This window comes from Streptomyces sp. CNH189 (assembly GCF_000527195.1).
Genome location: NZ_AZUS01000007.1, coordinates 63478 through 83083, shown reverse-complemented (window position 1 = coordinate 83083; position 19606 = coordinate 63478). Strand labels below are relative to the sequence as shown.

The 19606-nt window shown below is 74.0% G+C and carries 14 protein-coding genes; 9 read left to right on the top strand and 5 right to left on the bottom strand.

Annotated elements, in window-relative coordinates; translation table 11 throughout:
• Nucleotides 1-129 precede the first annotated feature (129 nt).
• Nucleotides 130-1875, bottom strand: a complete 1746-nt coding sequence (gene treZ / locus B100_RS0111890) for a malto-oligosyltrehalose trehalohydrolase (RefSeq protein ID WP_024884658.1) — start codon at nucleotides 1873-1875, stop codon at nucleotides 130-132.
• Nucleotides 1876-2053: 178 nt separating this feature from the next.
• Here treZ and B100_RS0111885 point away from each other — a divergent pair, with 178 nt between their 5' ends.
• The 3 genes from B100_RS0111885 to B100_RS0111875 all read left to right on the top strand — a co-directional run bounded on the left by B100_RS0111885 (nucleotide 2054) and on the right by B100_RS0111875 (nucleotide 4589).
• Nucleotides 2054-2605, top strand: a complete 552-nt coding sequence (locus B100_RS0111885; RefSeq protein WP_024884657.1) for an FHA domain-containing protein — start codon at nucleotides 2054-2056, stop codon at nucleotides 2603-2605.
• 176 nt (nucleotides 2606-2781) lie between these two features.
• On the top strand, nucleotides 2782-4167 hold the full coding sequence (locus tag B100_RS0111880) for a M14 family zinc carboxypeptidase (RefSeq protein ID WP_024884656.1): 1386 nt from the start codon (nucleotides 2782-2784) through the stop codon (nucleotides 4165-4167).
• On the top strand, nucleotides 4164-4589 hold the full coding sequence (locus tag B100_RS0111875) for an SSI family serine proteinase inhibitor (protein ID WP_024884655.1): 426 nt from the start codon (nucleotides 4164-4166) through the stop codon (nucleotides 4587-4589). The genes B100_RS0111880 and B100_RS0111875 overlap by 4 nt, the downstream gene beginning before the upstream one ends.
• A gap of 563 nt (nucleotides 4590-5152) precedes the next feature.
• Here the strand turns inward: B100_RS0111875 and B100_RS0111870 are convergent.
• The 3 genes from B100_RS0111870 to glgX all read right to left on the bottom strand — a co-directional run bounded on the left by B100_RS0111870 (nucleotide 5153) and on the right by glgX (nucleotide 11275).
• Nucleotides 5153-6400, bottom strand: coding sequence for a M14 family zinc carboxypeptidase (locus B100_RS0111870; protein ID WP_024884654.1), 1248 nt, complete (start codon nucleotides 6398-6400; stop codon nucleotides 5153-5155).
• 222 nt (nucleotides 6401-6622) lie between these two features.
• The gene (treY, locus tag B100_RS0111865) at nucleotides 6623-8971 is read right to left on the bottom strand and encodes a malto-oligosyltrehalose synthase (protein WP_024884653.1); all 2349 of its coding nucleotides are present in this window, start codon (nucleotides 8969-8971) and stop codon (nucleotides 6623-6625) included.
• Nucleotides 8972-9139: 168 nt separating this feature from the next.
• Entirely contained in the window at nucleotides 9140-11275 is a 2136-nt protein-coding gene (gene glgX, locus B100_RS0111860; protein ID WP_024884652.1) for a glycogen debranching protein GlgX, read from the bottom strand.
• A gap of 300 nt (nucleotides 11276-11575) precedes the next feature.
• Between glgX and B100_RS0111855 the strand changes: the two genes are divergently transcribed.
• Both B100_RS0111855 and B100_RS0111850 read left to right on the top strand, forming a co-directional pair.
• A complete protein-coding gene (locus B100_RS0111855; protein ID WP_024884651.1) occupies nucleotides 11576-12817 on the top strand; it encodes an SAV2148 family HEPN domain-containing protein in 1242 nt (413 codons plus the stop codon).
• Nucleotides 12818-12972: 155 nt separating this feature from the next.
• Nucleotides 12973-13710, top strand: coding sequence for a 3'-5' exonuclease (locus B100_RS0111850; RefSeq protein ID WP_024884650.1), 738 nt, complete (start codon nucleotides 12973-12975; stop codon nucleotides 13708-13710).
• Nucleotides 13711-13720: 10 nt separating this feature from the next.
• On the opposite strand, the gene B100_RS0111845 is transcribed toward B100_RS0111850, so the two are convergent.
• Nucleotides 13721-14584, bottom strand: a complete 864-nt coding sequence (locus B100_RS0111845) for an aminoglycoside phosphotransferase family protein (protein WP_024884649.1) — start codon at nucleotides 14582-14584, stop codon at nucleotides 13721-13723.
• A gap of 180 nt (nucleotides 14585-14764) precedes the next feature.
• On the opposite strand from B100_RS0111845, the gene B100_RS0111840 reads away from it, so the two are divergent.
• From B100_RS0111840 to mgt, 4 genes are all read left to right on the top strand, one after another.
• Nucleotides 14765-15703: a carbohydrate ABC transporter permease gene (locus B100_RS0111840; protein ID WP_024884648.1), complete on the top strand. Its 939-nt coding sequence runs from the start codon at nucleotides 14765-14767 to the stop codon at nucleotides 15701-15703.
• Nucleotides 15700-16533: a carbohydrate ABC transporter permease gene (locus B100_RS0111835; protein ID WP_024884647.1), complete on the top strand. Its 834-nt coding sequence runs from the start codon at nucleotides 15700-15702 to the stop codon at nucleotides 16531-16533. The genes B100_RS0111840 and B100_RS0111835 overlap by 4 nt, the downstream gene beginning before the upstream one ends.
• Entirely contained in the window at nucleotides 16533-17816 is a 1284-nt protein-coding gene (locus B100_RS0111830) for an ABC transporter substrate-binding protein (RefSeq protein WP_024884646.1), read from the top strand. The genes B100_RS0111835 and B100_RS0111830 overlap by 1 nt, the downstream gene beginning before the upstream one ends.
• A gap of 565 nt (nucleotides 17817-18381) precedes the next feature.
• Complete coding sequence (mgt, locus tag B100_RS0111825; RefSeq protein ID WP_024884645.1) at nucleotides 18382-19581, top strand: macrolide-inactivating glycosyltransferase; 1200 nt, start codon at nucleotides 18382-18384, stop codon at nucleotides 19579-19581.
• The last annotated feature ends 25 nt before the right edge of the window (nucleotides 19582-19606 follow it).

The window sequence follows — 19606 nt, the reverse complement described above, 5'->3', positions numbered from 1 at the left end:
GGCCCGGGGCCCGGTTAAGGGGCTCCCACCCACGCAGGCTCCCGCCCCCGCCCCGGACCGGTGAGATCCGCCGCGCACCCCCCGAGGGTGATTCACGGGGGCCGGCCCCCGGTCGCGGGGTGCTCCGCCTTACTCCTGGAGGAGGACCACCGCTGACTCCGCCGGGAGGCGCAGGACGCCGTTCGGGCCCGGGGGGCCGACCGGCTCCCAGGCCGCCAGGACGCGGGCGTCGCGGATGCCCAGCGGGATGTCGGCCGGGCGGTCGCCGAGGTTCACGGCGACCCGGACGTCACCGCGCCGGAAGGCGAGCCAGCGCTGCTCCTCGTCGTAGGCCACCTTCGTGTCGGCCAGGTCGGGATCGGTGAGGTCCGGCTGCTCGCGGCGCAGCTCCAGCAGCCGCCGGTACCAGCCCAGCACCCGTGCGTGCGGCTCGCGTTCCGGCTCCGACCAGTCCAGGCAGGAGCGGTCCCGGGTGGCGGGGTCCTGCGGGTCGGGCACGTCCTGCTCCGCCCACCCGTGCGCCGCGAACTCCCGGCGCCGGCCCTCGCTGACCGCCTTCGCCAGCTCCGGGTCGGTGTGGTCGGTGAAGAACTGCCACGGCGTGCCCGCCGCCCACTCCTCGCCCATGAACAGCATCGGCGTGAACGGCGCGGTCAGCGTCAGCGCCGCCGCGCAGGCCAGCAGCCCGGGGGAGACCAGCGCGGCGAGACGGTCGCCCTGGGCGCGGTTGCCGATCTGGTCGTGCGTCTGGCTGTAGCCCAGCAGCCGGTGCGCGGCCACCCGGGTCCGGTCCAGCGGGCGCCCGTGGTGCCGGCCCCGGAAGCTGGAGTACGTGCCGTCGTGGAAGAAGCCCCCGGTGAGCGTCTTGGCCACGGCCGCGAGCGGGGCCCGCGCGAAGTCGGCGTAGTAGCCCTGCGCCTCACCGGTCAGCGCGGTGTGCAGGGCGTGGTGGAAGTCGTCGTTCCACTGCGCGTGCAGCCCGAAGCCGCCGTTCTCGCGCGGGGTGATCACCCGCGGGTCGTTGAGGTCCGACTCGGCGATCAGGAACAGCGGCCGGCCGGTGTCCCCGGCCAGGGCGTCCACGGCCTGCGACAACTCCTCCAGGAAGTGGCGCGCGCGGGTGTCCACCAGCGCGTGCACCGCGTCCAGGCGCAGCCCGTCGATCCGGTAGTCCCGCAACCACGCCAGCGCGCTGTCCACGAGGTACGCGCGCACCTCGTCCGAGCCGGGCGCGTCCAGGTTGACCGCCGCGCCCCACGGCGTCTGGTGGGTGTCGGTGAAGTACGGGCCGAACTGCGGGAGGTAATTGCCCGACGGGCCCAGGTGGTTGTGCACCACGTCCAGGACCACGCCGAGCCCGAGCGCGTGCGCCCGGTCGACGAACCGTTTCAGCCCCTCGGGCCCGCCGTACGGCTCGTGCACCGCCCACAGCGAGACGCCCTCGTACCCCCAGCCGTGCCGGCCCGGGAACGGGCACACCGGCATCAACTCGACGTGCGTGACGCCGAGGTCGGCGAGGTGGCCGAGCCGCTCGGCGGCGGCGTCGAAGGTGCCCTCGCGGGTGTAGGTGCCGACGTGCAGTTCGTACAGCACGGCGCCGGGCAGCGGGCGCCCGGTCCACCCGGTCCGCCAGGAGAAGCCGTCGTGGTCGACGACGGCGCTGAGTCCGTCCGGCCCGTCGGGCTGGCGGCGCGAGCGCGGGTCCGGCAGCACCGGCCCGTCGTCCAGCGTGAAGCCGTACCGGGAGCCGTCGTGCGCCTCGGCCTCCCCCCGCCACCACCCCTCCCGCTCCGGATCGCGCTCCAACGCGCGCGTGACGCCGTCGCACCGGAGCGTCACTCGGCCGGCCTGTGGTGCCCACACCTCGAACTGCACGGACGGTTCCCCTTCGTCTGCTCACCGTGATGAAGCGCCTCCATCGTGCGGCATGAGAGATCAATTCGCCGGGGGATCCGCCGTTTTGCGGCGGGTGTCGTACGAGGCGTGCGTGCGAAGGGCGTCCGTTTCCGCGGTTTCTGGACAGCCCGGCCGTGACTGACCGACAATCGACAGCGTGACGTCGTCCTTCGAGTTCTCCACGTACCCCGCGCGGTTGTCCGACGCGGAGCGGGACAAGGCGCTGAGCGTGCTGCGGGACGGCGTCGCCAAGGGCCGCCTGTCCCACGACACGTTCATCCGGCGCATGGAACTGGCGCTCACCGCGCGGCGCGCCGACGAACTCGCCGCGCTCACCGCCGACCTCCCGCGCGAGAACCGCCTCTCGCGTGCGGTGTTCGGCACGGTCGAGGCCGTCTCCGGGTTCACCGTCCGGCTGCGCCGGGCCTGGCAGGCGGAGAAGCTGCCGAAGTTGCTGCTGCCGCACCCGGCGCACGGCCATCCGCTGCGGATAGGGCGCGACCCCGCCAACGGGCTGCGGCTGACACACGAGACGGTCTCCCGGGTGCACGCCGAACTCCGCCATCAGGGCGGTCTGTGGGTCCTCCGGGACCTCGGCTCCACCAACGGCACGACGGTGAACGGCCGTCGGGTGGTCGGCGCGGCCGTCGTACGCGACGGCGACCAGGTCGGCTTCGGCCGGATCAGCTACCGGCTCGCCGTCAACTGATGTTTCGTCAGGCATTGTTGGGGGTTCGCGGTGTTGACGCGGCCCCATGATGCGTGACCGACTGTAGGTGTGCGGTGCACTCGGAGTGCTCCCGCGCTACCCGGCGCTATCTGCACGTCCCGGTGCTCACCGCACTGCCCGCACTGCCCGCACTGCCCGCACGGCCAGTACATCCGGTGGACGACGGCGTCGCTTCGTGGAGGTGTGACCTGACGCCCCTCCTGAGCTATCCGACCGTCGACGAACTCGGCGCCCGGGCCGCCGCCCTCGCCGCCAGGCATCCCCGCGACGCCCGACTGCGCCGCGTCGGCGTCTCCCGCGCGGGCACCCCGCTGTGGCTGCTCCGCGTCGGCCACGGCAGCCGTCAGGCGCTCGTCGTCGCCGGTCCGCACGCCAACGAACCGGTGGGCGGCGCGACCGTGCTGCGGCTGGCCGAGCACGCCCTCGCCGACAGCCGGTTCACCGACGGCGCCGACGTCACCTGGAACCTGCTGCTCTGCCTCGACCCCGACGGCCTTCGCCGCAACGAACGCTGGCTGACCGGCCCGTACACCCTCGGCCGGCACTACCGGAACTTCTTCCGCCCCGGCTTCCTGGAACAGCCCGAGTGGCTGCCCGACGGCGCCGCCTCCGCCGCGCTCCCGGAGACCCGCGCGCTGCTCGCACTCCAGGACGAGTTGCGCCCCTTCCTCCAGTGCTCCCTGCACGGCGTCGACGTCGGCGGCGGCTTCGTCGAACTCACCCACGACCTGCCGGGCCTGGACCGCCGCGTGGCCGCCCTCGCCGCCCGCCACGGCGTTCCGCGTGAACTCGGCGCGTACGACGCCCTGTACTGGCCCGGCCTCGGCCCCGCCGTCTACCGCATCCCGCCCCCGCGCCGCCGGGACCTCGCCGCCGCCATCACCGAGGCGGCCGTGGAGTCGACGTGGTTCCACCCGTACGGGTACGGCACGGTCACCGCGGTCGTGGAGGCGCCCATGTGGGCCGTGCCGGCCGTCGAGGACGGCGCACCGCACCCCGACCCGGACGGCGAACTGCGCTCCGCAAGCCGCACCCTGCGCCAGGACACCCGCATGCTCGGCGACCTCGCTGAGCGGATCCGCCCGTACCTCACCGGTGTGCCCGACGCGGCCCGGCTGCTCGCCCCGGTCGACGACTACCTGCTGGTCTGTCCCGGCCTCGCCGACGCCTGGGACCCCGACTGCGGAAACGATTCCGCGCATCCGCTGCCGCCCATGACCACCGCCCGCCTCGCCGCCCTGAGGCTCGCCGGGCGGCGCCTGGCGCTGCGCACCGCCGGGCTGCTGCACCAGCTGGTCACCCGCGCCGGACGCGATCCCGTCGGGGCGCTGCCCCGGCTGGACCGGCTGATCGACGCGCGTTGCGCCGACCTGCGTGACGCGCTCGGCGCCCGCTGGATCCCGGTGGACCGCCAGGCGGAGTACCAGGCCCGGGTGGTGCTCGCCGCGTGCGCCCTGGCGGTACGGCGGACACCGGGGCCCTCCCGTTCGGGTGAGCCGGGCTGGGGTCCGGGGCCCGCCGTGCCGATGCACCGGGAATGACGCACACCTCAGTGACAGCGGTACGGGCAGGACTGGCCGCCGCTGCTTTCCTCCTGCTCGCCGGCGCGACACCCACGGCCCACGCCGACACCCCGCCGGAGGAGTCCGCGAACTGGCTGATGCTCGGCGTCAGCCACGGGGAGGCCCCGGCCGCGGCGGACGGCGGCACCATGCTGCGGTGCGACCCGCCCGGCGGCGGCCACCCGCACGCGGAGGAGGCCTGCGCGGACCTGACGGCGGCGGACGGCCGCATCACGGCCCTTCCCGCGGAGGACGCCCTCTGCCCGATGATCTACGCCCCGGTCACCGCCCACGCCCAGGGCATGTGGCGCGACCGCCCCGTGGACTACACGGAAACCTTCCCGAACACCTGCACGTTGCGCGCCCGCACGGGGGCGCTGTTCGCACTGGACGGTCCGTAGGTCACGCCCGCCCACCGGGCCCGGGCGTGACCGCTCATCTGCCCCGGGCGTGCCCGTTCGTCTGCCCGGGGAGTGCCCGCTCATCTGCCCGGGGCGTGCCTGCCCACCGGCTCGTGCGCAGGCCCCGTCCCACGACCTGACGGGCCGGTCCGTCGACCCCCGGGTGGGGCCTGACGCCCGTTGCCCGGCCACCGGCCGGACCGGCCCGGGCGGGCATTCCACGGTGCCGCACGCCTGCCCGCGCACTGGCCCAGCGGGCGTGTCGTCACCGTGCCGCGTGCCCGTCCGGGCACCGGCCCCTGGGCCTGCGGGTCCAGAGGCCCGGGGACGGGCCCGGTCACCGGACCCGCACCCCCTGCGCCCCGCGCCCGCTGCCGATCACAGCCGGACAGGAGCCCGGGCGGGCTTCCCCGGGTGTTGGCCCTCAGCCCCCGAGCGGTCCTATGTCGCCCCCCGTCCCGCCCGACGCCGTCATCCCTGGCCCGACGCCGTCATCCCTGGCCCGACGCCGTCATCCCTGGCCCGGCGGATCGCCGACGACCCCGAGCGCCCGGTCCCGGGGGTCACAGCCTGACCCGCGCCTGCCGTGCGGCCGCCACCACCGTGCGGGACTGGTGTTCCACCTGGTGCGGCACCGGTACCCAACGGGCCCGGAACCGGGTGGCGAAGGCGTCGCTCCACTGGGCGACCAGCTGGTCGAGCCGTGCCGCCGCCTGCGCGTCGGTGTGCCGCAGCGCGCGGCGCAGCATCGCCGCCGCCCGGAGCGGCACCCGGCGGGCGAAGGCGTCCACGCTGCCGACGTAGGCGCGGGTGCCGTCGGCGGGCGGTGTGTGGGCGAGGTCGGCGGCCAGCCCCGGGACCAGCTCCAGCACCCAGGTGGCCGCCCGCAGCAGGGGGCCGTCGGTGTCACCGGGCAGGGGCCGCGCACCTTCGAGTACGTGCCGCACCTCCCCGGCGTCCCGCAGCAGCCGCTCCGCGAGCGCGTGCATCGCGGTGTCCGGCGCCGGATGCGGGGCGGGGTCGTCCACCAGGTCGCTCGCCCACATCGGCACCTCGATCACCGCGGTCAGCCCGCCGTAGCGGTGCGCGTGGTACCAGGTGCTGTGCCGGGCGTCGTCGGACAGGCTGGGGTAGGCCGGCGCGGCCTCCGGCGCGGGCATCACGTGCACCCCGGGTCCCGACGCGGGCCAGCCCGCCGCGTCCGAGGCGCCCGTCTCCACCGGTATGTGCAGCTCGGCCGCGGACTTGGCGAACGGTTCCGCCAGCCCCGGCACGTCCCGGGTCAGCTGCACCCAGCTGCCGCCCAGATCGGTGCCGTGCAGGGACACCTGGAGGAAGGGCCGCAGCTCGTCGATCACCCCGGTCAGCGCCCGGGTCTCCGGGGGCAGCCGGTCGGCCGGCAGCACCGAGGGGGCCCACTCGGGCTGCTCCGGCCCGGCGGGACGGAAGAAGCCGAGGTGGTAGTCGTAGAGGCTGAGCGGGGCCGGTGTGACGTGCAGGCTCGCCCCGTCGGGGTCGGCGCACAGCAGGAAGTGCCACGACATGCCGTCGCGCAGCTCCCGCTGCTGCAGGGTCCGCCGGGCCAGCGCCAGCAACGTGCCGTTGCCCGCGGGTTCGTTGGCGTGGGCGCCCGCCACCACGAGGACGGCGCTACGGGCGCGTCCGACGGACAGCAGGTGCAGGGGCCGTCCCGCACGGGAGACGCCCACCTGTCGCAGCACACACAGCCCCGGCCACTGGACGGCCAGCGCCCGGGCGGAGAAGACCAGCTCGGCCACCGTCGGATAGCGCGACTCCCGCAGCGGACCCACCCCCCGTCACCGCCCGCATCCGCACTGCGCAGTACCCCACGGTCACGAGGTGGTGTCAAGGGCACCGAGGGGGAGCCGTCAGGGGGCGCCCGGAGGCACTTCCCGGCCCCCGCCCGCACACCCGCCGCCCCGGGCCCGCCGCACCCGCCCGAGCCCCCCACCGGCCCCGCACGCCGCCCCCAGACCCTCGCGTGCGCGTGCCCACGAGGGCCTCCGCCTACCTCACTCCGGCACCCTCTCCAGCAGAGCCACCGGCAACGCCGTGAACAGCTCCGCCGCCAGCACCTCGCCGCCGAACTCCCGGCCCGCGTCCCGTACATCGGCCCACCGGCCCGGTGGGAGCGGGAGGCGGGTGTCGTGCCAGCCGCCCGACTCGGCGAGGCGGAGGGACAGGCGGGTCACCGCGGTGATCACCTCGCCGGAGCGGGCGAACGCCAGGCAGTGCGCCGCCGCCGGGCCCTCGGCCGTCAGCGGCTCGTACGACGCCGTCTCGCCGAACAGCTCCGGCCGCCGTGCCCGCAGGGCCAGCGCCGCCCGCGTGACCGCCTCCTTGTCGCCGCCGTCCTCCCCGAACCGCACCGGCCGCCGGTTGTCCGGGTCGACCAGGGCCCGGTACTCGTGCTCGGTGCCCTGGTACAGGTCGGGCACGCCCGGCATCGTCAGGTGCACCAGCGCCGCGCCCAGCACGTTCGCCCGGATGTGCGGCTCCAGCGACGCGCGGAACTCCGCCACCTTCCGGCCCGGCACCCCGCACGGGCCCGCCGACACGAACCCCGCCACCGCCTCCTCGTACGGCGGCTCCTGCTCGGTCCAGCTGGTGAACAGGCCCGCCTCGCGCACATGCTTCAGCAGCGCCGCCCGCACCCGCTCCTCGTCGGCCGGTCCCAGCCCGAACACCGTCTGCCAGGCCGCCCACGCCAGCTGGGCGTCGGGCACCCCGTCCCCGGTGCGGGACACCTCGGCGAGGAGGTCCGCCCAGCGCTCCGGGCACTCGGTGAGCACATGCAGCGCCGCCCGCACGTCCGCGCTGCGCTTGGCGTCGTGCGTCGACAGCACCGTCCCCGTGACCGGCCAGTCGCGCTGCGCGCGCGCGCAGTACGCGTGGAACCGGTCCGGGTCCACCGCCGGACCGCCCGGCTCGCCGCCCACCTCCGTCGCCGAAAGCAGCGGAACGTAGCGGTAGAACGCCGTGTCCTCCACGGACTTGGCCCGCAGTGCCGACGCCGTCTGCGCGAACCGCGTACGGAACTCCACGTACGCCGGTCCGTCCCCGTACCGCCCGAGCACCAGGTCGCGTACGACGTCCACCGCGCCGGCCTCCTCCGGGACGGCGAACGCGTGCCGGGCCCCGTCCGCGGCCTCCTCGGTCACCACCGAGGCCGCGTCCACGGAGGCGTACGGGCGGTACACGTCCAGCCGTACCAGCAGCTCCAGCAGGGCGGTGCGCAACGCCCAGGGCGCGCGGTCCCGCAGCGCGGTCTCCGGCGCGGTCGCGCACAGCCGGCTCACCGTCCGGGTCAGCCGGTCCATCTCGGTGGCCAGCTCATGCGTCAGCACCTTGTACGCGGCCCGCCGCACCGTGGCGTCCCAGTCGCCGCCCCGGTCCGTCTGCGGGGCCGCGAAGGCCCGGTAGCGGCCCAGCAGCTCCCCGAACCCGGCCGGGTCGGTGAACACCCCGTCGACATGGCGCAGGGCGTCGTAACCGGTGGTGCCGGCGACCGGCCAGGAGGGCGGCAGCGGCTCGCCGTCGGCGAGGATCTTCTCCACCACCGTCCAGCGGCCGCCCGTCGCCTCGTGCAGCCGCCGCAGATAGCCGTCGGGGTCGGCGAGCCCGTCCGGATGGTCCACGCGCAGCCCGTCGACCACGCCCCCGTGCAGCAGCTCCAGGATCTTCCCGTGCGTCGCCTCGAACACCTCGGGGTCCTCCACCCGCACCCCGATCAGCTCGGAGATGCTGAAGAACCGCCGGTAGTTGAGCTCGGTGCGGGCCAGCCGCCACCACACCGGCCGGTACCACTGCGCGTCCAGCAGCTGCGGCAGCGGCAGCCCCGCCGTCCCCTCGCGCAGCGGGAAGGCGTGGTCGTAGTAGCGCAGGACGTCGCCGTCGACCTTCAGCCGGTCCGCCTCGTCGCCGAGCGGGCCGCCGAGCACCGGCAGCAGCACCTGCCCGCCCTGCGCCTCCCAGTCGACGTCGAACCAGCGGGCGCGGCGCGAGGACGGTCCGTCGCGCAGCACCTCCCACAGTGCCGCGTTGTGGCGGGGGGACATCGCCATGTGGTTCGGGACGATGTCCACCACGAGACCCAGCCCGTGCCGCCGCGCGGTGCGGGACAGCTCCCGCAGCCCCTCCTCACCGCCGAGCTCCTCCCGTACGCGCCCGTGGTCCACCACGTCGTAGCCGTGCTGGGAGCCGGGCACCGCCTCCAGGACGGGCGACAGATGCAGATGGGACACGCCGAGCGAGGCCAGGTACGGGACGGCCTCCGCGGCCGCCGCGAACGGGAAGGAGGGCTGGAGCTGCAGCCGGTAGGTCGCCGTGGGGACTGCCGGGTCAGGGCGCTCAGGGGTCATGGGGACGTACGTACCCGCGTAGGCGCGTCTCGTGCCACCGCTGCTCCGTTCGGGGGTGTGAGCGGTGGTTTTCCGCCCCCGCCGCCCCTTCCCGTCCCGACACCGGGGCTCCGTCCCGGACCCCGCCCCTCAAACGCCGGAGGGGCTGATCCTCAGCCTCTCCGCCCTCTACGCCGGCCGTTGCAGCACCGTCAGGCTGCGGTCGGCCAGCGTCAGCCGGGTGCCGGCCGACACCTTCGGACCCGTGCCCGGGGGCACGCCGTCCGCGCGCGCGGTGTCGACCACCACCTGCCACTGGGCGCCGTGGTCCACCGGCACCACGAAGTCCAGCGGCTTGGGGGAGGCGTTGAACATCAGCAGGAACGAGTCGTCGGCGATCCGCTCCCCGCGCTGCCCGGGCTCGGAGATGGCGTTGCCGTTGAGGAACACCGTCAGCGCCGACGCCCGCGCCGAGTCCCAGTCCCGCTGGATCATCTCCGCGCCCTCGGGGGTGAACCAGGCGATGTCGGAGAGGTCGTCGTGGGTGCCCTCCACCGGCCGGCCGTGGAAGAAGCGGCGTCGGCGGAAGACCGGGTGGTCCTTGCGCAGCCACACCATCGCCCGGGTGAACTCCAGCAGCTGCCGGCGGACGTCCCCCTCTTCGGGCTCGTCCTCCCCCTCCGGCCAGTCCAGCCAAGCCAGCTCGTTGTCCTGGCAGTAGGCGTTGTTGTTGCCGCGCTGGGTGCGGGCCAGCTCGTCGCCGTGGCTGATCATCGGCACGCCCTGGGAGAGCATCAGCGTCGCGATGAAGTTCCGCATCTGCCGGGTCCGCAGCCCCAGCACGTCCGGGTCGTCGGTGTCGCCCTCGGCGCCGCAGTTCCAGGACCGGTTGTGGCTCTCGCCGTCCCGGTTGTCCTCGCCGTTGGCCTCGTTGTGCTTGTCGTTGTAGGCCACCAGGTCGTGCAGGGTGAAGCCGTCGTGGCAGGTGACGAAGTTGATCGAGGCCAGCGGGCGCCGCCCGTCGTCCTGGTAGAGGTCGGAGGAGCCGGTCAGCCGGGAGGCGAACTCCGCGAGCGTGCGCGGCTCGCCCCGCCACAGGTCCCGCACGGTGTCGCGGTACTTGCCGTTCCACTCGGTCCACAGCGGCGGGAAGTTGCCCACCTGGTAGCCGCCCTCGCCCACGTCCCAGGGCTCCGCGATCAGCTTCACCTGGGAGACCACCGGGTCCTGCTGCACCAGGTCGAAGAACGACGACAGCCGGTCCACCTCGTGGAACTGCCGCGCCAGGGTCGCCGCGAGGTCGAAGCGGAACCCGTCGACATGCATCTCGGTGACCCAGTACCGCAGCGAGTCCATGATCATTTGGAGCACGTGCGGTGACCGCATCAGCAGCGAGTTCCCGGTGCCCGTGGTGTCCATGTAGTACCGGGGGTCGTCGGTCAGCCGGTAGTACGAGGGGTTGTCGAGGCCCTTGAGGGACAGCGTGGGGCCCAGGTGGTTGCCCTCGGCGGTGTGGTTGTAGACCACGTCGAGGATCACCTCGATCCCGGCCTCGTGCAGCGCCTTCACCGCCGACTTGAACTCCAGCACCTGCTGGCCCCGGTCGCCCCAGGACGCGTAGGCGTTGTGCGGGGCGAAGAAGCCGATGGTGTTGTAGCCCCAGTAGTTGTTCAGCCCCATGTCGACCAGCCGGTGGTCGTTCACGAACTGGTGCACCGGCATCAGTTCCAGCGCGGTCACGCCGAGCTCGGTCAGGTGCTCGACGATCGCGGGGTGCGCCAGGCCCGCGTAGGTGCCGCGGAGCTCCTCGGGGAGCCCCGGGTGGCGCATGGTGAGGCCCTTGACGTGGGCCTCGTAGATCACCGTGTGGTGGTACTCCGTCCGGGGGCGCCGGTCGTCCCCCCAGTCGAAGTACGGGTTGACCACGACCGACGTCATCGTGTGCGGCGCCGAGTCCAGGTCGTTGCGCCGTTCGGGGTCGTCGAAGTGGTAGCCGTAGACCTCCTCGCCCCACTGGATCGAGCCACTGATCGCACGCGCGTACGGATCGAGCAGCAGTTTCGAGGAGTTGCAGCGCATCCCTCTCTCGGGGGCGTACGGCCCGTGCGCACGGAAGCCGTACCGCTGCCCGGGCATGACCCCGGGCAGGTACGCGTGCCGCACGAACGCGTCGCTCTCCCGCAGTTCGACCGCGGTCTCGGAGCCGTCGTCGTGCAGCAGACACAGCTCTACTCGGTCCGCGGCCTCCGTGAAGACCGCGAAATTCGTTCCGGCGCCGTCGTACGTGGCACCGAGCGGATATGCCTCGCCAGGCCAGACCTGCATGGACACGACTCTTTCAGGTGTACGGCGCCGGTGGGGACGCCTTGGGTCCGAGTGTCTCCGTGTCTCCCCGAAAGGGCGGGAAGAACCTTCTACCCCGGCCCTCGCCGCCGACGACCGCACACCTCGCGAATCCGCTATGAAACCGCTCACTCGCCGTCCCGCGGAGGGCGGAACGGTCGCTTGGACGGGGGAAGTTGGGAAACGACCCTGTCCATCGGGCTGCACCGTGCACCGCAGGCGGAGTACTCTCCTTGATCGTCAGGACGGGGAGTGCTCGGGGGAGCGGAAGGCGGTGCGCGGGTGGGGTCGGGAGGGCTGGAACTGCCCCCTGGTGACGAGGGTCACGAGGGGAGCGGCTCCACGGACGTCCCGCCCGGTGCGGTGTCCCTGGCACGGCCGATGGACGCGGGTTCGATCGGGCCGGAGCTGGACTGGGGCGCGGACGCCTGGCGCGAGGTGCGCACCCGCGCGCAGCGGGCCGGCCGGGCCTACATCTGGCTGAATCTGGTCGAGCAGCGGCTGCGCGCGGTCGTGGCCGCCGTCCTGCGGCCGATCTACGAGCCCGTGCACGGCGACGACTGGGTGGTGGCCGCCGCCGGGCCCGCCGGGCAGGAGTGGGTGCAGCGCGCGGTCGCCGTGCGCGAGGTCAGCCGCCGCAAGGGCTATCTGCTCGATCCGGCCGACGACAACGTGCTGTCGTTCCTCACCCTGCCGCAGCTGCGTGAGCTGATGGTGCAGCACTGGCCGTGCTTCGAGCCGTACTTCGACGACCGCCGGGACGTCGAACTGGCCCTGGACGAGCTGGAGGTCACCCGCAACGTGGTCTCCCGCAACCGGGCGCTGTCCGAGGCGGTGCTGAACCAGGCCGAGCGGGCCTCCGCGCGGCTGCTGGAGATGCTGGGCGCGGGCGGCGACGTTCCCTCGGCGCGCCGGCTGCCGGTGGACGCGGTGGAGGACCTGGTCGGCGACCGGTACGCGGACGTGGTCGCCGTCCACCCGGACCGGGTGCGGCTGCTGCGCCAGTTCCCGGCCGAGGACATATTCGGCGGGGCCCGCCGGCTCGACGCGATCGGCATCGGCCTGAACCTGCTCGTGCAGAACTTCTCCGGGCGCCGGCTGGTGCGGCTGGCCGAGTCCGGCTGCCGGGTGCGGCTGCTGTTCCTCAACCCGGCCTCCAGCGCGGTCAAGCGCCGCGAGCGCGAACTGGGCATCAAGCGCGGCGAGCTGGGCCGTTCCGTGGAGATGAGCATCCTGCACATGCGCCGCGTGCGGTCGCGGCTGCGGGACCCGGGCGCCTTCGAGATCCAGGTGTACGACGAGACGCCGCGCTGCACGGCCTACCTGGTGGACGGCGACGGCTCGGACGGCATCGCCGTGGTGCAGAACCACCTGCGGCGCGTCCGCGGCATGGAGGCGCCGGTGCTGGTCCTGCGTAACGGGACCAAGGTGGTCAAGCCGGGCGAGATCGAGGAGGGGGGCCTGTTCCCCACCTACCGCGAGGAGTTCGAGCTGATGTGGGCGGATTCGCGGCCGGTGTCCTGAAAGCGGGTGACTGTCCGGGCTCGTGCGGGCCGTACCGCTCGGGGCCGGGCCGGGCCGTTTCTCTCAGCAAGCGGAATGCGATCCTCTGATTGTCAGTGGCGCGTGTCAGGGTGAAAGCCACTGGGGGAACGCACCACACAGAAGGGGGACAGCCCATGGGCTGGCACCGGGAGCTGCTGATCGGCTTCGACCTGGAGACGACGGGGACGGACCCGCGCGAGGCGCGGATCGTCACGGGAGCCGTGATCGAGCTCCGGGCGGGGGAGCCGCTGGGGCGCCGTGAGTGGCTGGCCGACCCGGGCGTGCCGATCCCGGACGACGCGGTCGCGGTCCACGGCATCAGCAACGAGCGCGCGGCCGCCGAGGGCCGCCCCGCCGACCAGGTCGCCGACGCCATCGCCGGCGTCCTCGCCGCCTACTGGCAGACCGGCGTCCCGGTCGTCGCCTACAACGCCTCCTTCGACCTGAGCCTGCTCTCCGCCGAACTGCGGCGGTACGGACTGCCGTCCCTGCGCGACCGCCTGGGCGGCGCCGACCCGGCCCCGGTCATCGACCCGTACACCATCGACCGCGCCGTCGACCGCTACCGCCGCGGCAAGCGCACCCTCGAAGCGGTCTGCGCGGAGTACGGCGTCGTCCTCGACGCGGCGCACGACGCGACGGCCGACGCCCTCGCCGCCGCCCGGCTGGCCTGCGCGATAGCCGTCCGCCACCCGAAGGTCGCGGCCCTCGGCCCGGGGGAGCTGCACCGCCGTCAGATCGAGTGGTACGCGGCCTGGGCGGCGGACTTCCAGGACTTCCTGCGCCGCAAGGGCGACCCGGCCGCCGTCGTCGACAGCACCTGGCCGCTGCGCGAGCCGGCGGGCGAGCCCCTGCGGCCCACCGCCTCCTGACCCGGCCCGATCAGAACGGATACCAGCGCACCGTCTCGTCGCCGTCCCGCAGCGACGCCACCCGGCGGCGGAACTCGGCCAGCGCCTTGGGGTTCCCCGGGGCGTGCTGGGCGACCCAGGCACAGCTGGCCGTCTCACGCGCCCCGCGCAGCACCGAGCAGCCGTCCCACTCCCGCACGTCCCAGCCGTAGGTCCCGGTGAAGGAGGCGTACGCCTCGTCCGGCAGCCCGTAGCGGTCGTGCGAGAGGGCCATCACCACCAGGTCGTGCTCGCGCAGGTCCGAGGAGAAGGTCTCCAGGTCGATCAGGACCGGTCCGTCCGGACCGACGTGCACGTTGCGGGTCAGCGCGTCGCCGTGGATGGGCCCGCGCGGCAGCCGGGGCGTCAGCGCGGCGGCGGCCTCGGCGAATCCGTCGCGGCGTTCGCGCAGATAGGCGGCGTCCGCCGGGTCGACGGCGTCGCCCGCGAGCCGCAGCCAGCGCTCGACGCCGTCCAGCAGCGAGCGGGGCGGCAGGGCGAACGGGGGAGCGGGGAGCGCGTGGACCTGCCGCAGCAGCGCGGCCAGGTCCGCGGGGCCCGCCGGCCGCACCGGCTCCGCCAGCCGGTGCCAGACGGTCACCGGGTGCCCGTCGACCAGCAGCGCCTCCGGTACGGCCGGCCGCACCGCGGGCACGCCCTGCTCCGCCAGCCACCCCGCGACGGCCAGCTCCCGGCGGGCCCGCTCCAGCAGTTCGGCGTCCCGGCCCACCTTGACGGCCAGGTCGCCGGCCGCGAAGACGGCGTTCTCCCCGAGCGCCAGCAGCCGCGCGTCCCCGGCGCCCCCGGGAAGCACCCCCGCGGCGTCCAGGACCTCCCGCGCCCGTGCCTCGTCCATCGTCCCGCCTCCGTGTCCGCCCTGAGCCCGCCGTCCCGCCGGACGCCGCCGTCCGGCGGCCCTTCGCCGGTCAGTCTCGCATTCGTACAGGTCGGGTGGTGTGCGCGGGCCCTTGACGGGGGATGGCAGGTTCACGACCATGACCGGGCCCACCCCCCACCGTGCGAAGGGGCTGATGCCGTGACCTCGGTGACCGAGGCGAGGAGATCCGAACCCCGCGCGCCCGACCCGGACCGCCGCGTGCGGCGCGCCGCCGGTCACGGCCCGTGGTTCCTGGTGCTCCCCGCGCTGATCCCGATTCTGGTGCTCAGCGTCGGCCCGCTGCTCTACGGCGTCCTGCTGGCCTTCACCGACGCCCAGTCGGGCCGTACCGGGCCGACCCGCTGGATCGGCACCCTGAACTTCCAGGACCTGCTCCAGGACACCTTGTTCTGGGAGTCGTTCCGCATCGGCCTGGTGTGGGCGGTGGGTGTGACGGTGCCGCAGTTCCTGCTGGCGCTCGGCCTCGCCCTGCTGCTCAACCAGGACCTGAGACTGCGCTGGGCGGCCCGCGCCCTCGCCATCGTCCCCTGGGCGATGCCGGAGGTGGTCGTCGGCATCATGTGGCGGATCACCTACAACCCGGACGCCGGCATCCTCAACGAGACCTTGCGCGACCTCGGGTTCGGCGGCGACCGGGACTGGCTGAGCGGGCTCGCCACCGCCCTGCCCGCGGTGATCGTCGTCGGCGTGTGGGCGGGGATGCCGCAGACGACGGTGGCACTGCTCGCGGGGCTCCAGAACACCCCGCGCGAGCTGCACGAGGCCGCCGCCGTGGACGGCGCCGGACCGTGGCGCCGCTTCCGCACGGTCACCTGGCCCGCCCTGCGGCCCGTCGCGTTCGCCATCACGGCGCTCAACCTGATCTGGAACCTCAACTCTTTCGCCCTGGTCTACGTGCTGACCAACGGCGGCCCCGGCGGACGCACCCGGCTGCCCATGCTGTTCGCCTACGAAGAGGCCTTCCGGTACGGGCAGTTCGGCTACGCGGCCGCCATGGGCTGCGTCATGGTCGCCGCGATCTCGGTCCTGCTGGCCGTCTTCCTCGCCGGCCGGCTCAAGGGAGGCGACGAGACATGAGGACCCGCACCGCCGCCCGGGCCGGCCAGTACGCCGCGCTGCTCGCGTACCTGGTCTTCCTGGCCTTCCCGCTCGTCTGGCTGGCGTCCACCGCGTTCAAGCCCCCGGCCGAGCTGGCCGGGCTGCACCCCACCTGGATCCCCGAGGACCCCACCCTCGCCAACTTCCGGCAGGCCTTCGACGAGCAGCCGCTGCTGCGGGCCGCCCTCAACTCTCTGCTCACCGCCTCCGCGGCGGCGGTCGTCGCGGTCACCGTGGCCACCCCGATGGCGTACGTGACGGCCCGGCACCGCACCGTCCTGGGCCGCGCGACGACCGGCTGGGTGGTGGTCAGCCAGGCGTTCCCGTTCGTGCTGCTGATCATCCCGCTGTTCCTGGTGCTGAAGAACCTGCGGCTCATCGACTCCCTGCCCGGCCTGGTGCTGGTCTACGTCGTCTGGGCGCTGCCCTTCGCCCTGTGGATGCTCACCGGGTACGTCCGCGCCGTGCCGGCCGAGCTGGAGGAGGCCGCGGCCGTCGACGGCGCCGGGCGGCTGCGCATCCTGGTGTCGGTGACGGCGCCGCTGCTCGCGCCGGGGATCGCGGCGACCGCGCTGTTCGCCTTCGTCACCGCGTGGAACGAGTTCTTCTTCGCCCTCGTCCTGCTGAAGACGCCGGAGCAGCAGACCCTGCCGGTGCTCCTCACCCGCTTCATCGGGGCCGAGGGGGTGGCCGACCTGGGCCCGCTGGCGGCCGCCGCGTTCCTCGCGACGCTGCCGTCCCTGCTCGTCTTCGCACTCATCCAGCGCCGCATCACGGGCGGCGTGCTCGCCGGGGCGGTGAAGGGCTGATGACCCGCACCAGGCTTCTCGTCGCGGCCCTCGCGCTCGCCCTGCTGCTGGCCGGCTGCTCCTCCGGCGGCACCCGCGACGACGGCCGGATCACCCTGCGCTTCCAGTCCCTGGCCTGGCAGCAGGAGTCGGTCGAGGCCACCAAGGAACTGGTCGAGGAGTGGAACGCCGCCCACCCCGACGTCCGGGTGGAGTACGTCCAGGGCAGCTGGGACAGCGTCCACGACCAGCTCCTCACCTCCTTCGAGGGGGGTGAGGCCCCCGACATCGTCCACGACGCCTCCGACGACCTCGCCGACTTCGCCTACGGGGGCCACCTGGCCGACCTCACGGACCTGCTGCCCGAGCGGCTCAGGTCCGACATCCCGCCGCTCGCGTGGCGGTCCGTCACCTTCGGCGACGGCGTCTACGGCGTCCCCTTCCTCCAGGAGCCGCGCGTGCTCATCGCCGGCACCGCCCGGCTGAAGGAGTCCGGAGTCCGCGTCCCGACACCCGGACACCCCTGGAGCTGGGCGGAGTTCCAGCAGGTGACGAAGAAGCTGTCGGGCGACGGCAGATACGGCGTGGCCTGGCCTCTCAAGGAGCCGGTGTCCGCCACGCTCAACCTGTCCCTCTCCGCCGGCGGCCACCTCTTCCACCGGGACGCCGACGGCAAGGTCACCGTGCGGTTCGAGGACGGCGACGAGGTCGTCCCGCGCACGATCCACGAACAGGTGAACACCGACCGCAGCGCCTCACCCACCACCCTCGGCAGCGGCGGCTCCGACACCCTGCCCGGCCTGTTCGCGGGGAAGTACGCGATGGTGCCGCTCGGTTTCTCCTACCGCCAGCAGATCGTCCAGCAGGCGCCCGAGGGCTTCGACTGGCAGGTGCTGCCCGCACCGGCCGGGACCGGCGGGCTCGCCCAGGGCGTCAGCCCGCAGACGCTCTCCGTCGCCGAGGACTGCCCGCACAAGAAGGAGGCCGTCGCCTTCCTGGACTTCCTGCTCCAGCCGCGGAACATGGTCCGCCTCGCGCTCGGCGACTGGATGCTGCCCACGGGCCGCCAGGCCCTCGCCCACCCCGCGCTGCGCACCCCCGAGCACGGCTGGGCCACCGGTACGGCCCTCGCCGCCCACCTGCGCCCGGCCCCCGCCCAGTCCGTACGGGGCTACCCGGAGTGGAAGGACAAGGTCGCCACCCCGGCGCTCCAGGAGTACTACAGCGGCGCGATCGGCCTGGGCGAGCTGCGCGCCCGCCTGGAGGACGACGGCAACCTGGTACTCGCCCGCTACCAGAGGTGACCCCTCCCGGCAGGACCACCGTCACGCGGTGGCGGAAGGTGAGCCTTCTCGGTGGGTCGGCGGTTGCCCGGGGGTGGGAGGTGAGCCTTCCCGGCGGGACCGCCGTCGCCCGGGGGTGGGAGGTCAGCCTTCCCGGTGGGTCGGCGGTTGCCCGGTGGCGGGAGGTGAGCCTTCCCGGCGGAACGACCGTCACATGCCGACGGGGGTGAGCCCTCCGGCGGGACCGCCGCCCTACGGAAGATGAGTCCTCCCGGTGGGACCCCTAGCACCCGGCGGCGCACGCGGGTACGGCCGCCCGGCCGGGATGCCCGGGCCGGTGAGCACGGCCCGGCGCGGGGGAGCGCGTCCGCGGTCCCCCGCGCCGCCGCCCGCGGAGGCCCTCCCCGGGCGACCGTCGGAGCACGCGGCTCGCCTTCCCGGCCGCCCTGCCGGCGCAGGCGCGGGGCGCGGCCGTGCGGACCCCCCCGCGCGCCGTCGGCCGGTTCCGGAAGAGGACTCCCCTCCCTCGCCCGGCCGCCGGCCAATTCGGTTGCACGAGACGTATCGTCTCGTCTACGGTCGGTATATGACCGCTCCCGCGCACATCGCCATGTTCTCCATCGCCGCCCACGGGCACGTGAACCCCAGCCTCGAGGTGATCCGCGAGCTCGTGGCGCGCGGTCACCGGGTGACCTACGCGATCCCGCCGCTCTTCGCGGAGAAGGTCGCCGGGACGGGCGCCGAACCCAGACTGTGGAACTCCACCCTGCCCGGCCCCGACGACGACCCCGAGGCCTGGGGCACCACCCTCCTCGACAACGTGGAGCCGTTCCTCGCGGACGCGATCCAGGCGCTCCCGCAGCTCATCGAGGCCTACGAGGGCGACACCCCCGACCTCGTGCTGCACGACATCACCTCCTACCCGGCCCGCGTGCTCGCCCACCGCTGGGGCGTGCCCGCCGTCTCCCTCTCACCGAACCTGGTCGCGTGGGACGGCTACGAGAAGGAGGTCGCCGAGCCGATGTGGGAGGAGCCGAACAGGACCGAACGCGGCAAGGCGTACCAGGCCCGCTTCCGGGCCTGGCTGGAGGAGAACGGGATCACCACGAGCCCGGAGGACTTCGGGGGCCGCCCCGCCCGCTCCCTCGTCCTGATCCCGAAGGCCCTCCAGCCGAACGCCGACCGGGTCGACGAGACGGTGTACTCCTTCGTCGGCGCCTGCCAGGGCGACCGCGGCGCCGAGGGGGACTGGCAGCGGCCCGCCGGCGCCGAGAAGGTCGTCCTGGTGTCGCTCGGGTCGTCCTTCACCAAGCAGCCGGCCTTCTACCGGCGGTGCGTCGAGGCGTTCGGCGGACTGACCGGCTGGCACCTGGTGCTCCAGGTCGGCAAGCACGTCGACCCCGCCGAGCTCGGCGACCTGCCGCCCGACGTCGAGGTGCGCTCCTGGGTGCCGCAGCTCGCGATCCTCAGGCAGGCCGACCTGTTCGTCACCCACGCCGGGGCGGGCGGCAGCCAGGAGGGTCTGGCCACGGCCACCCCGATGATCGCCGTACCGCAGGCGGTGGACCAGTTCGGCAACGCCGACATGCTCCAGGCGCTCGGGGTGGCCCGGCACCTGCCCACCGAGGAGGCCACCGCCGAGGCGCTGCGCACCGCCGCCCTCGCCCTGGTCGACGACCCGGAGGTCGCCCGCCGCCTGAAGAGCGTCCAGGCGGAGATGGCGGATGAGGGCGGCACCCGCAGGGCCGCCGACCTGATCGAGGCCGAACTCCCCGCACGGGGCTGACGCGAGGGAAGGGCCCGGCGGTGGC

Coding starts and splice junctions, on each gene's coding strand:
- B100_RS0111875 (WP_024884655.1), top strand. CDS start 4,164: ATGACGCACACCTCAGTGACAGCGGTACGGGCAGGACTGGCCGCCGCT.
- treY (WP_024884653.1), bottom strand. CDS start 8,971: ATGACCCCTGAGCGCCCTGACCCGGCAGTCCCCACGGCGACCTACCGG.
- glgX (WP_024884652.1), bottom strand. CDS start 11,275: ATGCAGGTCTGGCCTGGCGAGGCATATCCGCTCGGTGCCACGTACGAC.
- B100_RS0111850 (WP_024884650.1), top strand. CDS start 12,973: ATGGGCTGGCACCGGGAGCTGCTGATCGGCTTCGACCTGGAGACGACG.
- B100_RS0111845 (WP_024884649.1), bottom strand. CDS start 14,584: ATGGACGAGGCACGGGCGCGGGAGGTCCTGGACGCCGCGGGGGTGCTT.
- B100_RS0111835 (WP_024884647.1), top strand. CDS start 15,700: ATGAGGACCCGCACCGCCGCCCGGGCCGGCCAGTACGCCGCGCTGCTC.
- B100_RS0111830 (WP_024884646.1), top strand. CDS start 16,533: ATGACCCGCACCAGGCTTCTCGTCGCGGCCCTCGCGCTCGCCCTGCTG.
- mgt (WP_024884645.1), top strand. CDS start 18,382: ATGACCGCTCCCGCGCACATCGCCATGTTCTCCATCGCCGCCCACGGG.